The 14,251-nt window shown below is 70.0% G+C and carries 14 protein-coding genes; 7 read left to right on the top strand and 7 right to left on the bottom strand.

Features of this window, described 5'->3' with window-relative positions:
- Nucleotides 1-172 precede the first annotated feature (172 nt).
- The 3 genes from FF096_RS02635 to FF096_RS02625 are packed head-to-tail and all read left to right on the top strand — an operon-like array spanning nt 173 to nt 4,001.
- Nucleotides 173-979 carry a hypothetical protein gene (locus FF096_RS02635; RefSeq protein ID WP_155214648.1) on the top strand — a complete coding sequence of 269 codons (807 nt, stop codon included), beginning with the start codon at nt 173-175 and terminating at the stop codon, nt 977-979.
- A gap of 11 nt (nt 980-990) precedes the next feature.
- Nucleotides 991-2,931 carry a fumarate reductase/succinate dehydrogenase flavoprotein subunit gene (locus FF096_RS02630; RefSeq protein ID WP_155214647.1) on the top strand — a complete coding sequence of 647 codons (1,941 nt, stop codon included), beginning with the start codon at nt 991-993 and terminating at the stop codon, nt 2,929-2,931.
- On the top strand, nt 2,931-4,001 hold the full coding sequence (locus FF096_RS02625) for a succinate dehydrogenase/fumarate reductase iron-sulfur subunit (protein ID WP_155214646.1): 1,071 nt from the start codon (nt 2,931-2,933) through the stop codon (nt 3,999-4,001). Before FF096_RS02630 ends, FF096_RS02625 begins: the two co-directional genes overlap by 1 nt.
- 123 nt (nt 4,002-4,124) lie before the next feature.
- Here the strand turns inward: FF096_RS02625 and FF096_RS02620 are convergent, their stop codons facing one another.
- Complete coding sequence (locus FF096_RS02620) at nt 4,125-4,568, bottom strand: (deoxy)nucleoside triphosphate pyrophosphohydrolase (RefSeq protein WP_309222529.1); 444 nt, start codon at nt 4,566-4,568, stop codon at nt 4,125-4,127.
- A 182-nt stretch (nt 4,569-4,750) separates the two neighbouring features.
- Between FF096_RS02620 and FF096_RS02615 the strand changes: the two genes are divergently transcribed.
- On the top strand, nt 4,751-5,056 hold the full coding sequence (locus FF096_RS02615) for a 4a-hydroxytetrahydrobiopterin dehydratase (protein ID WP_155214644.1): 306 nt from the start codon (nt 4,751-4,753) through the stop codon (nt 5,054-5,056).
- On the opposite strand, the gene FF096_RS02610 is transcribed toward FF096_RS02615, so the two are convergent.
- The 4 genes from FF096_RS02610 to FF096_RS02595 are packed head-to-tail and all read right to left on the bottom strand — an operon-like array spanning nt 5,043 to nt 9,749.
- Nucleotides 5,043-5,636, bottom strand: a complete 594-nt coding sequence (locus FF096_RS02610) for a hypothetical protein (protein ID WP_155214643.1) — start codon at nt 5,634-5,636, stop codon at nt 5,043-5,045. The two genes, FF096_RS02615 and FF096_RS02610, sit on opposite strands and share 14 nt — an antisense overlap.
- Nucleotides 5,633-7,978 carry a DEAD/DEAH box helicase gene (locus tag FF096_RS02605; RefSeq protein ID WP_196222419.1) on the bottom strand — a complete coding sequence of 782 codons (2,346 nt, stop codon included), beginning with the start codon at nt 7,976-7,978 and terminating at the stop codon, nt 5,633-5,635. Before FF096_RS02605 ends, FF096_RS02610 begins: the two co-directional genes overlap by 4 nt.
- Nucleotides 7,975-8,793: an ABC transporter permease gene (locus tag FF096_RS02600; RefSeq protein ID WP_309222528.1), complete on the bottom strand. Its 819-nt coding sequence runs from the start codon at nt 8,791-8,793 to the stop codon at nt 7,975-7,977. The genes FF096_RS02605 and FF096_RS02600 overlap by 4 nt, the downstream gene beginning before the upstream one ends.
- A complete protein-coding gene (locus FF096_RS02595) occupies nt 8,790-9,749 on the bottom strand; it encodes an ATP-binding cassette domain-containing protein (RefSeq protein ID WP_155214641.1) in 960 nt (319 codons plus the stop codon). The genes FF096_RS02600 and FF096_RS02595 overlap by 4 nt, the downstream gene beginning before the upstream one ends.
- Before the next feature lie 105 nt (nt 9,750-9,854).
- On the opposite strand from FF096_RS02595, the gene FF096_RS02590 reads away from it, so the two are divergent.
- Nucleotides 9,855-10,619, top strand: a complete 765-nt coding sequence (locus FF096_RS02590) for a TetR/AcrR family transcriptional regulator (RefSeq protein ID WP_155214640.1) — start codon at nt 9,855-9,857, stop codon at nt 10,617-10,619.
- Nucleotides 10,620-10,661: 42 nt separating this feature from the next.
- A complete protein-coding gene (locus tag FF096_RS02585; RefSeq protein WP_155214639.1) occupies nt 10,662-11,027 on the top strand; it encodes a PH domain-containing protein in 366 nt (121 codons plus the stop codon).
- A 39-nt stretch (nt 11,028-11,066) separates the two neighbouring features.
- Here the strand turns inward: FF096_RS02585 and ychF are convergent, their stop codons facing one another.
- Together ychF and FF096_RS02575 are read right to left on the bottom strand one after the other, a co-directional pair.
- Entirely contained in the window at nt 11,067-12,152 is a 1,086-nt protein-coding gene (gene ychF, locus FF096_RS02580; RefSeq protein ID WP_309222527.1) for a redox-regulated ATPase YchF, read from the bottom strand.
- 51 nt (nt 12,153-12,203) lie between these two features.
- Nucleotides 12,204-12,686: a hypothetical protein gene (locus tag FF096_RS02575; protein ID WP_155214638.1), complete on the bottom strand. Its 483-nt coding sequence runs from the start codon at nt 12,684-12,686 to the stop codon at nt 12,204-12,206.
- Between the two features lie 131 nt (nt 12,687-12,817).
- On the opposite strand from FF096_RS02575, the gene FF096_RS02570 reads away from it, so the two are divergent.
- On the top strand, nt 12,818-14,245 hold the full coding sequence (locus FF096_RS02570; RefSeq protein ID WP_309222526.1) for an AlkA N-terminal domain-containing protein: 1,428 nt from the start codon (nt 12,818-12,820) through the stop codon (nt 14,243-14,245).
- The last annotated feature ends 6 nt before the right edge of the window (nt 14,246-14,251 follow it).

Raw genomic sequence — 14,251 nt, 5'->3', positions numbered from 1 at the left:
CGGACGGCCCGCCGAGATCGGCGTAACGTGTGTCACTTAGCTGCTCCGGTACGCCCGGTGCGGTCGTTGGTGTGCGCATGACGCGGTATGCGGGCACGGGTTCGCCCGGTCCGCCTGCCGCCCGGAAGTGTTCCGCCGCCCGTGACAGGGCCCCGTCAGGGAGACGACGCGAATGACATCATCGGCAACGAAACCGCAGGGTGTGCGCGCACGCGCCGCCATAGCGGCGAAGACGTTGCGGACGGACCGCTGGTGGTTTGCCCCGCTGATCACCGTCATCGGGCTCAGCGCGTGGGTAGCGTACGCGACGGTCCGGGTCTTCATGCACAAGTGGTACTGGGTCGAGGACTACCACTATCTGACCCCGTTCTACTCCCCGTGCGTGACCGACCGGTGCCTGCCGGAGGCCTCCCACTTCGGGCAGTACCTGCCCGGCTGGTGGATCATCCCGGACGCCGCGTTCACCCTGCCGTTCCTGCTGCTGTTCCGGCTCACCTGCTACTACTACCGCAAGGCGTACTACCGGTCGTTCTGGCTGTCGCCGCCGGCCTGCGCGGTGCCCGACGCGCACGCCTCCTACGGCGGTGAGACCCGCTTCCCGCTGATCGTGCAGAACTCGCACCGGTACTTCTTCTACTTCGCCGCGATCATCTCGCTGATCAACACCTGGGACGCGATTGCCGCCTTCCGCAGCCCCGAGGGCTTCGGCTTCGGGCTGGGCAACCTGATCCTGCTCGGCAACGTGGTCATGCTCTGGGCGTACACGATCTCCTGCCACTCCTGCCGGCACATCATCGGCGGGCGGCTCAAGCACTTCTCCAAGCATCCCGTCCGCTACCGCGCCTGGGGCTACGTCTCCTGGCTCAACGTCCGGCACATGCAGCTCGCCTGGATCACGCTCGGCACGCTGGCGCTGACCGACTTCTACGTCATGTCCGTCTCCGCCGGGTGGATCTCCGACCTGCGGTTCATCAACTGAGGGCCCCTGACATGACGACCACTACCACTCGCATCGAACGACACCACTACGACGTCGTCGTGATCGGGGCCGGCGGCGCCGGCCTGCGCGCGGCGATCGAGGCGCGGCTGGCCGGCAAGAAGACCGCCATCATCTCCAAGTCGCTGTTCGGCAAGGCGCACACCGTGATGGCCGAGGGCGGAGCCGCCGCGGCCATGGGGAACGTGAACAGCCGGGACAACTGGCAGGTGCACTTCCGGGACACCATGCGCGGCGGCAAGTTCCTGAACAACTTCCGGATGGCGGAACTGCACGCCAAGGAGGCACCGCAGCGGATCTGGGAGCTGGAGACGTACGGTGCGCTGTTCGACCGCACCAAGGACGGCAAGATCTCGCAGCGCAACTTCGGCGGCCACGAGTACCCCCGGCTGGCCCACGTCGGTGACCGGACGGGGCTGGAGCTGATCCGTACCCTCCAGCAGAAGATCGTCTCGTTGCAGCAGGAGGACAAGCGCGAGCACGGCTCGTACGACGCGCGGATCAAGGTCTTCTCCGAGACCACCATCACCGAGCTGCTGCTCGACGGTGACCGGATCGCCGGCGCGTTCGGCTACTACCGGGAGTCCGGCGAGTTCGTCCTCTTCGAGGCGCCCGCCGTGGTGCTCGCCACCGGCGGTGTCGGTCGGTCCTACAAGGTCACCTCGAACTCCTGGGAGTACACCGGGGACGGTCACGCGTTGGCGCTGCGTGCCGGGGCCACCCTGATCAACATGGAGTTCCTCCAGTTCCACCCCACCGGCATGGTCTGGCCGCCGTCGGTCAAGGGCATCCTGGTCACCGAGTCGGTACGCGGTGACGGCGGGATCCTGAAGAACACCGAGGGCAAGCGGTTCATGTTCGACTACGTCCCCGACGTCTTCCGCAAGCAGTACGCGGAGACGCCCGAGGAGGCGGACCGCTGGTACACCGACCCGGACAACAACCGGCGTCCGCCGGAGCTGCTGCCCCGTGACGAGGTGGCGCGGGCGATCAACAGCGAGGTCAAGGCCGGTCGGGGTACGCCGGCCGGCGGCGTCTACCTGGACATCGCCTCCCGGCTGCCGGCCGAGGAGATCCGACGTCGTCTGCCGTCGATGCACCACCAGTTCAAGGGGCTGGCCGACGTCGACATCACCAAGGAGCCGATGGAGGTCGGCCCGACCTGCCACTACGTGATGGGCGGGGTGGAGGTGGACCCGGACAGCGGCGCCGCGTACGGCTCGGTGCGTGGGCTGTTCGCCGCCGGTGAGGTCTCCGGCGGCATGCACGGCTCCAACCGGCTGGGCGGCAACTCCCTGTCCGACCTGCTGGTCTTCGGCAAGCGGGCGGGTGGCCACGCGGCCACGTACGTCGACCAGCTCGCCGGCCGACCCCGGGTGGCGGTGGCAGCGGTGGAGACCGCGGTGGAGACGGCCCTGGCGCCGTTGCAGCGGGACACCGGCGAGAACCCGTACACCCTCCAGCAGGATCTCCAGGCGGTGATGGGAGACCTGGTGGGGATCATCCGGCGGGAGGCCGAGCTGGAGGACGCGCTGGTCCGCCTGGCGGAGTTGCGCGAGCGGGTGGCGAAGGTCAGCGCCTCCGGCGGCCGGCGGTACAACCCGGGCTGGCACCTGGCGCTGGACCTGCGCAACATGCTGGTCGTTTCCGAGTGCACCGCGAAGGCGGCGTTGGAGCGGCGCGAGTCGCGCGGCGGCCACACCCGCGAGGACTTCCCCACGATGGATCCGCAGTGGCGACGGGTCAACCTGGTCTGCTCGTTGGTCGGCGACACCGTCCGGTTGGAGCGCAAGCCGCTGCCGAAGATGCGGCCCGAGCTGATCGGCCTGTTCGACCGTGCCGAGCTGGCCAAGTACCTCACCGACGAGGAGCTGACGGAGTTCGACGCCCTCGTCGCCGCCGATGCCGCTGCCGCCGAGAAGGAGAACGACTGATGGGCACGAAGCGCCAGTTCCGGATCTGGCGGGGTGACGCCGACGGTGGCGACCTTCAGGACTACACGGTCGAGGTCAACGAGGGCGAGGTTGTCCTCGACGTGATCCACCGGTTGCAGGCGACCGACGCACCCGATTTGGCCTGTCGGTGGAACTGCAAGGCCGGCAAGTGCGGCTCCTGCTCGATGGAGATCAACGGGATGCCGAAGCTCGGCTGCATGACCCGGATGTCGACGTTCGAGGAGGACGAGACGATCACGGTGACCCCGTTGCGGACGTTCCCGGTCATCCGGGACCTGGTCACCGACGTGTCGTTCAACTACGAGAAGGCCCGGGAGACGCCCGCGTTCGCTCCCCCGAGCGATCTGGCGCCCGGTGAGTACCGGATGCAGCAGGTCGACGTGGAACGCTCGCAGGAGTTCCGCAAGTGCATCGAGTGCTTCCTGTGTCAGAACGTCTGCCACGTCATCCGGGACCACGACGAGAACAAGCAGGCGTTCTCCGGCCCCCGGTACTTCATCCGGGCCGCCGAACTGGACATGCACCCGCTGGACGCCCGGACCGACCGGAAGGACTACGCGCAGACCGAACAGGGTCTCGGCTTCTGCAACATCACCAAGTGCTGCACCGAGGTCTGCCCCGAGCACATCAAGATCACCGACAATGGGATCATCCCCATGAAGGAGCGGGTCGTCGACCGCAGGTACGATCCACTTGTATGGCTCGGTAGCAAGATCTTCCGGAGGGGTCAGGTGCCTCAGACCAGCGTGACCAGCGGACACTCCCCGGGCGCGGTGCGCTCCAGCGCCGCGAGCGGCGGTGTGCACTCCCACGCGGGTGGGTCGCACGACGCCCAGGCCGAGACGCAGGCCCAGCAGGGCGTGAACTGGCACCGCGAGGTGCCCCATCCCACCGCCCCGGCGGTCGACGCCAGCGGGAAGCTCCCCCTGACGGAGCTCACCTTCGACCGTGCTGCGGCGCCGTCGCCCTTCGGTGACGACGTCACCTTCCCCCTGCCGCCGGAGCACCTCAACTTCGCGCACCCCGAGCAGGACGAGCGCGACCACTGAGCACCCGAGCAACACCCGGGGGCCGTGGCATTCGCCACGGCCCCCGTCCCGTTCCCACCCCCAACTCGTCGATCAAGAAGTTCTGGTCACCGGAGAGCGTTCTCCGCGACCAAAACTTCTTGATCATCGCGGGGATTGGAGGAGGGGGCGGAGGGCGGCGACTATGGGAGCGTCGGCGGGGAGCCAGGTGACCGTGTCCAGTTCGGCGGCGGAGAGCCAGCGCAGGGCGGAGTGTTCGAGCGCCTGCGGTTGGTCACCGTGCAGCAGGCGGGCCGCGTACACCTTGAGCACCGAGCGGCCGTGCGCCATCCGGACGTCGCGGCCGACCCGCTCTCCGATCTCCACGCGTACGGCCAACTCCTCGACGCACTCGCGGGCCAACGCGGCCGTCTCGCTCTCCCCCGGCTCCACCTTGCCGCCGGGGAACTCCCACCTGCCAGCCACCTCCGGCGGGGCGGCCCTGGCGCAGGCCAGCACCCGTCCGTCGTCGATGATGGCCGCGCCGACGATCACCTTCAGATCACGTCGTACGGCGTGCCCGCCGTCGTTCGCCCGTTCGGTCCGCACGGGCGTCCAGGGTGCCAGATCAATCAGCGGTTTGGGTAGCTTGGTCGTCCGTCAGGCCAGGAATACCCGGAAGTGTGGGCGTGGACACACCCTCCGTGTGACGTAAGACTAGAGGCACCGACAAGACACGGGGCGGCGACGATTTGGCCACAAGCCGGCAACGAAGCCTGGGAGGTGCGGTGATGCGTGCGCTGTTTGGCGGTCGGGCGAAGCACGACTACCTCAGCGACGCCCTCACCCTACTGTCCGGTTGGACACGTGAGGGGGAGCAGATCCGGCGCACTCTCGTCATCGACGACACGCAGCACGCGGCACTCACCGAGCGGGTGAAGGTGGTCGCCGACGCGCTACATCTGCGCCCGGAGATCAGCCGGCGCGCCGACCGTACCCAGATCCGGGTGGGGCACGGCCAGGAACCTCTCTCCGAGGGCGAGGTCCTGCTGGCCGCCCGCATCGAGGACGCCTACCGGGCGGTCACCCAGAGCTGACCCGAGCCCCGCTCGGCACCGGTCCGAACACCTCCTCCGACGGCGGTCGTCCGCCGAGGCGGTCCAGGAGTCGTCGCGCCCGAGCCGCCGCCTCGGAGACCACGAGCCAGTCGCGGCCCCTCCCACGAAGCAGCAGCAGTGCCCAGACGTCGTCGCGGGTCGCCTCGGCGAAGGCCAGCCCGACGGCCAGCGCGTGTGCGCACGGCACCAGCCAGTCGGCGCAGTCGCACGTCGCCTCCAGGTCCGCCGGGTCGGGCACGAGCCGGGACAGGATCTCCTCGACGTCCCGCGTACGGGCTGGGGCCCCGCTCTCCAACAGTGCCACCATGACCACCGGATCGGCGTGGATGTCGCGCTCGATCTCCGCCCAACCGGCCTCGTCGATCGGGGCGATCCGCCAGTTGACGTGCCAGAACTCCGCGCCGTCCTGCACCACCCCGGAGAGTGCGCCGGGTACCGAGCCCACCGAGCGGATCATCCCCCTGCGTTTGTGACGGCGCGCGCCCTTGACCACGTCGTCGTCCAGGGCGGTGGCGTTGAAGGCATCGCGGAGCAGACCGGGCCAGGTCGGGTGGGTCATGACGAGACTCCGTTGAACGTGACGAGCGAGGCGAGGGCGGCGTCGTCGAGGTCGGCTATCCGCAGCCCCGCGTCGTCGTCGAGGATCGACTCCGACAGGGCCCGTTTGGCGTGCAGGATCGCATCGATGCGCTCCTCAAGTGTCCCTTCGCAGACGAGGCGATGGACCTGCACCGGATGGGTCTGGCCGATGCGGTGCGCGCGGTCGGTCGCCTGGTCCTCGACCGCCGGATTCCACCACTGGTCGTAGTGGATGACGTGCTCTGCGCGGGTGAGCGTGAGCCCGGTGCCGGCGGCGTGGGTGGAGAGCACCAGGTTGGCCAGCTCACCGCGCTGGAAGGCGTCGATCAGGTGCTGCCGTTGCGCGATGTCGAGTCCTCCGTGCAGGAAGTCGACTCCGACGCCCCGGTCGCGCAGGTGATCGACGATCAGCCGACCCATCGTCACGAACTGGGTGAAGACGAGCGCCGGTGAGCCCTCCGCGCTGGTGATGTCGATGATGTCGGTGAGCGCGTCGAGCTTGCCAGATCTACCGGCGAGGTGCGGGCCGGTCTCCTTGAGGTACTGGGCGGGATGGTTGCAGATCTGCTTGAGCGCGGTGAGCAGGGCGAGTATTCGCCCTCGCCGGGCGTTCTCGTCGAGGTCGGCGATGCGCGTCAGACTGTCGTCCACCACCGCCTGGTAGAGGCCGATCTGCTCGCTCGTCAGTGCGACCGCCTGGTGGGAGACGGTCTTCGCGGGCAGCTCGGGAGCGATGTCGGGGTCGTCCTTACGCCGCCGGAGCACCACCAGGCCGGTGAGCCTGGCCAGCCGGAGGCGAGGAGCCTGGGCACCGTTCCTGATCGGCCCGGAATAGTGGCGCCGGAATGCCGTCTTGCTGCTCAACAGGCCGGGGGTCGTCCAGTCGAGCAGGGCCCACAGGTCGTCGAGGCTGTTCTGGATCGGGGTGCCGGTGAGCGCGAGCCGGTGCGCGGTGGGAATGACCCGCAGCGCGTGCGCCGTCTTCGAGGAGTCGTTCTTCACCATCTGTGCCTCGTCGGCGATGACGAGCCCCCATCGGGTGGCCCTGAGCAGCTCGTGGTCGTTGCGTACGGTGGCGTAGGTGGTGACCACCAGATCCGCGTCCTGATCGAGGGCCCGCGCCGCTCCGTGGTATCGGATCACGCGCTGGGTGGGGGCGAACCGTCGAGCTTCGAGTTCCCAGCTACGCAGGACCGACGCGGGACAGACGACCAGCGTCGGCGCGGTGTTGCCACGTTCCCGCAGCGCGAGATGGAACGCGATGGCCGAGACGGTCTTTCCGAGGCCCATGTCGTCGGCGAGGCAGCTGCCGAGCCCGAGTTCGGCGTTGCGCAGCAACCAGGCCAGACCGTCGAGCTGGTAGTTGCGCAGCGTGGCGTTCAGGGCCGCCGGTGGGACGACGGCGGCCGGTGTGGCGGTCAGCGCGGCGAGGTGCCGACGGGTGGCGGCCGATTCGGTGAGCGGCGCGACCTCGTCGCCCCGGATCAGGCTGCCGGACAGGATCGTCGCGGCCCGCTCACTCGGGGTCAGCCTGCGCGGCTTCTGTCGCTGGAACCTGGCCAGCTCGCGGGGGTCGTTGACGACCCAGTCGCCGCGGACCCGCACGAGGGGACGCTGGGCGGCGGCCAGTTCGGCGATCTCCTCACGGGTCAGCCGGCCGGACGGGATGCGCAGCTGCCAGTGCAGGCTGTCGTCCTCGTCGAGGCTGACGGCCACGCTGGCGCTGGCGACACCTGCCCACTCGACCTGGATGTTCGCCTCGGACAGCGCGCCGCGCCGCACCGGATCGAGCAACTCGGCCACCTCGGCGCCGGTCAGCTCGGTACGGGACGTGCCGGCGGCGAGCCGGGCGACCGGATCCCAGATTCCCGCTGCGCGGCGCAGCGTGTCGCTGCTCCGACGATCGCTCGACCATCCGCTGGGGTGAAGCTGCGCCCGCCCGTCGTCGCTGACGTCGACCGACAACGTGAGCACCGGCCCGTCGCCACCGGCCTGGTCGGCCCCTCCCCCGGTCACGAAGGCGTCGACGAACAGGTCGACGGTCTCGCCACCGTCGGCGTCGACCCGGTGCCACCTGCCGCTCGCCGCGTTTCGCGCGATCCGGCGAGCGGCGACGGCCCGCACCGCCTGTAGCGCGGCGTCGCTGAGGTCGAGGATCGACCGGGTGGCGATACGCCCATCCCGGCGGGCCGTCACGAGTGGTTCGAGGAGCTGGGCGAGGGGCACCCGCCGCTCCGTTCCGCCGCTGGCGATGGTCGCCCACCGGTCCGCCACCGTGACGTGGGAGTCCGACCCGGCGAGCAGCTGGTCGAGGTCGTTCACTTGCCCCCCTTCCGGAATCGACGGGCGGCCAGCGGCAGGTAAACCGCGGTGAGCAGCAGCGGCCACAAGGCCGCCATCGCCACCGCCTGGTCTCCGGCGAAGCTCTGGGTCGGCCATGAGGTGGCGCCCAACAGCTCACGAACGGCGGTGGCCGTCGCGGAGACCGGGTTGAGCTCGGCCAGCGTGCCCAACCAGTCGGGCATCGTCGCCGGGTTGACGAAGACGCTGGAGAGGAAGGCGATGGGCCAGGTGACGATCTGGATGTACGCGACGGACTCCACCGATCTCGCCCCGTAGCCGACGAAGATCCCGATCCACAGGAGGGCGAATCGCAGTGCGAGCAGCAGCACCAGCGCGAGGATCGCTCCCGGCACGCCGACGTCGGGTCGCCACCCCACCGCGAGGGCGAAGGCGATCATGAGCGTGAGGCTGATCAGTGAGCTGATCAGGTCGGCGGCGGCGCGGCCCAGGACGATCGCGGCCCCGTTGATGGGGTACGAACGCAGCCGGTCGTTGAGGCCACCGGTGGCGTCGGCAGCCGCCGACAGCGTGGTGGACTCCAGCCCGAAGAGCATCGTGACGGCGAACATCCCCGGGATCAGGAAGTCGACGTAGGTCGAGTCGCCCGGCACGTCGAGTGCGCCGCCGAACAGCCCGAGGAAGAGCAGCGTGACGAAGATCGGGAAGAGCCACCCGGTTGCCATCGTCCCGAGCTGTTGACGCCAGGAGCTGATGCTGCGCCGGGCGATGATCCACGAGGCGGCGAGCAGCCGGGGAGCCGCGATGGCCGGGGCGGTCGTGATCGTGGTGGTCACGCGGCCTCCTCGGTGGCGGGCTCGTCGCCTGTCAGGGTCAGGAACACCTCGTCCAGGGTCGGTTTGCGCAGGGTCACCTCGATGGCGGCGAGCCCCGCCCCGGTCAGCGCGTCGACGGATCGGCCCAGCACCTCGGGCGCGGTGGCGGGCAGGGTCACCGTCGATCCGGAGCTGTCCAGCCGCGCCCCGGCGTCGACGCGGACCAGCGCGGGGAGCGCGGCGTCGGCGTCGGCGTCGGTGGCGAAGCGGATCTGGACTATCGGTGGGCCGACCATCGCCTTGAGGTCGTCGGCGGAGCCCTCGGCGACGACCTTGCCACGGGCCAACAGCACGATCTTGTCCGCCAGCTCGTCCGCCTCTTCGAGATACTGCGTGGTCAGGAGGATCGTCGTGCCCTGTCGGACGAGTTCGCGCAGCGCGTTCCAGAGGTCGCGGCGGGCGGCCGGGTCGAGACCGGTGGTGGGTTCGTCGACGAAGAGGACCTGCGGGGTGACGATGAGGCTGGCCGCCAGGTCCAGCCGCCTGCGCATTCCTCCCGAGTAGCCACTGACCGCTCGGTTCGCCGCCGCGACGAGACCGAACTGCTCGATCAGCGCCTCGGCCCGCGCGGCCGACGCCGCCCGGCCCAGCCCTCGCAGGCGACCGAGGAACCGCAGATTCTGTACGGCGGTGAGCCGCTCGTCCACCGCCGCGTACTGACCGACCAGGCCGATCCGCTCGCGGACCCGTTCGGCCTCGCGACCGACGTCGTAGCCGGCGACGCGAGCGGTACCGCGATCGAAGCGCAGCAGTGTCGCCAGTCCGCGCACGGCAGTCGTCTTGCCCGCACCGTTCGGCCCGAGCAGGGCGTGCACCTGCCCCTGTTCGGCCTGCACGCTGAGGTCGTGCAGGCCCACCTCGCCGCCCTTGACGGCGTACCGCTTTCCGACCTGCTCGGCCTCGATCGCTCGGGTCATCGTCTCCCGCCCTTCCCCTACGGCGTTCGGTACACCGTACGATACGACGTACCGTAACGTAAGGTGGGTGGCGGTTCATTCCCGTACGGCAGGAGGCGACCGAGGATGGCCGAGCACACCGGAACGGGCGACCCGTTGCTGAGCATCGCGCTGCTGTGGCGGACCAACCCGAAGACCGGACGTTCCGGCCTCACCCTCGACGCGATCGTGGCGGCCGCCATCGCGGTGGCGTCGGAGATCGGGATCGACAAGCTCTCGATGCGCAAGATCGCTGATCGCCTCGGCGTGGGAGCGATGTCCCTCTACGCCCACGTCCCGGGCAAGGGCGAACTGATCGACCTGATGGTCGACCACGTCAACGGCACGCTCTACCAGTCGCCGGACGACCTGCCGCTCGACTCGGGATGGCGGCCCGCCCTGGAAGCCGTCGCCGAACGGAACTGGGAACTCTTCGCGGCGCACCGCTGGCTGCTGGGCATCGACGTCACCCGCCCGCCCCTGGGCCCCGGCACCACGTCGAAGTACGACATCGAACTGCGGCCCCTCGTCGGCATCGGGCTCAGCGACGTCGAGATCGACCAGGTGCTCACCCTGGTCCTCGATCACGTCAGGTCGTCAGCTCGGCTCTCCCTCGGGGTCGCGGAGACCGCCCAGGCCACCGGGCGCGACGATCGTGAGTGGTGGGACACCGCCGGTCCGCTGCTCGCCGCCCTGATCAGCCCGGAGCGGTACCCCCACGCCGCCCGGATCGGCAACGCGGCCGGTGCCGAGTACGACGCCGCGATCGACCCCGACCGGGCGTACAGCTTCGGCCTGCGCATGATCATCGACGGGGTCGAGCGCCTCGTCGCGAGCAAACAGGCAGGCTAGGCCGATCTTGATTGGTGGCATCGACCACCTACCGTGGCGTACATGACGAACGCGACGTATGACCGCAAGGAGCAGTTCCAGCAGATCCAGAGCGGCCTGCTCGACGGGGAACAGATCATCGCCGTGTACGACGCCGTCGGCACCGGCACCGGGTTCATCGGGCTGACCGACCGGCGGGTGATCATCCAGGACCGCTCGTTCATCGGCAAGAAGTACGCGATCACCAGCATCCCGTACTCGAAGATCACCAGCGTGAGCGTGGTCAGCAACAAGTCATGGGGCGGGTCCTTCTTCTCCACCGGCGCGATCGCCATCCACGTCGGCGCGCAGACCTATGAGGTGGAGTTCCGGGGCGACCAGAAGAGCCACCATGTGCACAACGTGATCCTGCACTACATCAGCAGCTGAGCCGACCGTCCACACCCTGTTCGACCTGGTGCGCGGGACTCAGACGTTGAAACGGAACTCGACGACGTCGCCGTCCTGCATCACGTACTCCTTGCCCTCGATGCGGACCTTGCCCGCCGCCTTGGCCGCCGCCATCGAGCCGGCCTCGACCAGGTCGAGGTAGGAGACGACCTCGGCCTTGATGAAGCCGCGCTGGAAGTCGGAGTGGATCACCCCGGCGGCCTCCGGTGCGGTCGCGCCGACCGGCACGGTCCAGGCCCGTGCTTCCTTGGGCCCGGCAGTGAGGTACGTCTGGAGGCCGAGCGTCCGGAAGCCGACCCGGACCAACTGGTCCAGCCCCGGCTCGGACTGCCCGATCGACTCCAGCAGCTCCCGGGCCTCCTCCTCGGGCAGGTCCACCAGCTCGGATTCGATCTTGGCGTCCATGAAGACCGCCTCGGCCGGTGCCACCAGTGCGCGCAGTTCGGCAAGGAACTCGGCGTTGTTCAGCTCCGCCTCGTCGACGTTGAAGACGTAGAGGAACGGCTTGGTGGTGAGCAGGTGCAGCTCACGCAGGTGCGCCAACTCGACGCCGGCTGCCGCCGCACCGACGTAGAGGGTGGTGCCCCCGTCGAGGACCTCGACGGCCTTGCGGGCGGCGTCCACCGCGGCGGCCCGGTCCTTGCGGAGCTTGGCCTCCTTCTCCAACCGGGGCAGCGCCTTCTCCAGCGTCTGGAGGTCGGCCAGGATCAACTCGGTGTTGATCGTCTCGATGTCGTCGGCCGGGGAGACCTTGCCGTCGACGTGCACCACGTTCGGGTCGGAGAAGGCTCGCACCACCTGGCAGATCGCCGAGGCGTCCCGGATGTTGGCCAGGAAGGCGTTGCCCCGCCCCTGCCCCTTGGAGGCGCCACGCACCAGACCAGCGATGTCGACGAACGACACCGGGGCGGGGATCACCTTCTGCGAACCGAAGATCTCGGCGAGCTTGTCCAGCCGTTCGTCGGGCAGCCCGACCACGCCGACGTTGGGCTCGATGGTGGCGAACGGGTAGTTCGCGGCGAGCACGTCGTTCTTGGTCAGCGCGTTGAACAGGGTGCTCTTGCCGACGTTGGGCAGGCCGACGATGCCGATGGTGAGACTCACGACGAGCCAGCTTACGCGGTTACCGCCGGGCCACCGACAGGTAGGCGGGTGTCACCGGTCGTGCCGGGGCCGCCGTTGCTGCGGCACCAGCAGATCGACCCGCAGCGCGTCCGGGGCGAGTTCGGCCGCAGCGGCCAGCGGCAGCGTGAACCGGGCGTCGGCGGCGGGGCCCGCCTGCTGCGACTCGCCGAGCATCCAGTGCACCTCGTCGGCGGTCCAGCCGAGCCGCGGGCGGGCGGCGATCTCCCGGAGCAGCCGCAGCGCCGCCCGGGTGTCGTCGTCGTAGAAGCGCATGCACCAGTGGTGCACCCACATCCCGAGCGCGCGAACCCCGTCCTGGTCGAGCGACCCGACCAGCCGACCGCAGGCGGTGTCGCTGAAGGCACGCCCCGGGTCGTCGGCGCGGTCCCGCTCGATGGCGCCGACCGCGGCGGGGGCGACGGCACGCATCCGGTCGTAGAAGCGTTGGACCACTGTCGGGTCGAGCGGTGGGTGCTCGTGCCTCGACGTCGCCCGACCCGCCACGCTAACCATTGCCGCACCCTTCTGGAGTTGGTGGCCGCACGCTACCCACGACAACCGACAATTCCGCGTGCCGCTCGGCACCACGGTGTGGTCCGATTTCCGCGAGCCGGACGGGTGTGCGCAGGCGCATCATCGGTGGCGTGGAGTTGGACTTCGAGCGGTGTTACCGGGCCGTCGACAGCCGTGACCAGCGATTCGACGGCTGGTTCTACACCGGCGTGACCTCGACCGGGATCTACTGCCGGCCGTCCTGTCCGGCGGTGACGCCGAAGCGGCGCAACGTCCGTTTCTTCCCGTCGTCGGCGGCGGCCCAGCGGGCCGGGTTGCGCGCCTGCCGCCGCTGTCGCCCGGACGCCTCCCCCGGCTCACCGCAGTGGGACGTACGGGCCGACGTGGTGGGCCGGGCGATGCGGCTGATCGCCGACGGCGTGGTCGACCGCGACGGGGTGCCCGGGCTGGCCGCCCGACTCGGCTACACCGAGCGGCACCTGCACCGGATGCTGCGGGCGGAACTCGGCGCGGGACCGCTGTCACTGGCCCGGGCGCAGCGGGCGCAGACCGCCCGCACCCTGATCGAGACGACCGGGCTGGGCCTGGCCGAGATCGCGTTCGCCGCCGGGTTCGGCAGCGTCCGGCAGTTCAACGACACCGTACGCGCGGTGTACGGGGCCGCGCCGTCGCAACTACGGGCCGGTAAGGACGCTGCGGTCGGTGGTGCGGGCACGGTCACCCTGCGGCTGGCGTACCGTCCGCCGCTGCATGCCGCCGCGTTGCTCGACTTCTTCGCCCGCCGGACGCTGCCCGGGGTCGACGAGGTGGTCGACGGGGCGTACCGCCGGGGTCTGCGGTTGCCGCACGGCCCCGGCGAGGCCACGCTCACCCCGGCGGTCGGTCACGTGGCGGCGACGCTGCGCCTGACCGACCTACGCGACCTGGCTCCCGCCGTGGCCCGGTGCCGACGCCTGTTCGACCTGGACGCGGACCCGGTCGCCGTCGACGACACGCTCGCCGACGACCCCGCGCTGGCCGCCTCCGTGGCGGCGGAGCCGGGGGTACGCGTACCCCGCGCGGTGGACGGCTTCGAGATCGCCGTCCGCGCCATCGCCACCCAGCAGGTGTCGCTGGCCTCCGCCCGCACCACGCTCAGGCACCTGCTCCGCGAGGCCCACGGTGAGCCGGGCAACGGCACACTGTCCGGATTCCCCACCGCCGAGGAGGTGCTTGAGGTGCCGGATTCGGGGTTCCGGATGCCGGCGGGTCGACGCGAGACGATCCGGGCGGTGGCGCGGGCGGTCGCGGCGGGCGAGATCGACCTGGAGCCGGGCGGGGACCGGGCGGAGACGGTGCGGCGGCTGACCGAGATCCCGGGCATCGGCGCCTGGACGGCCGGCTATGTGGCAATGCGCACGCTCGGCGACCCCGACACGTTCCTCCCCACCGACCTCGCGGTCCGCCGGGGAGCCGCCGCCTCGGGACTTACGGACGATCCCAGAACCCTTGACGAGTACGCGGCCCGCTGGCGCCCCTGGCGGTCGTACGCCGTGATCCGCCTTTGGAGGTCAGCATGAACAGCA

This window comes from Micromonospora sp. CP22 (genome assembly GCF_009712475.1).
Classification (GTDB): Bacteria; Actinomycetota; Actinomycetes; order Mycobacteriales; family Micromonosporaceae; genus Micromonospora.
The sequence above is the reverse complement of the archived record's forward strand: the minus strand, read 5'-3'. Positions and strand labels throughout refer to the sequence as shown.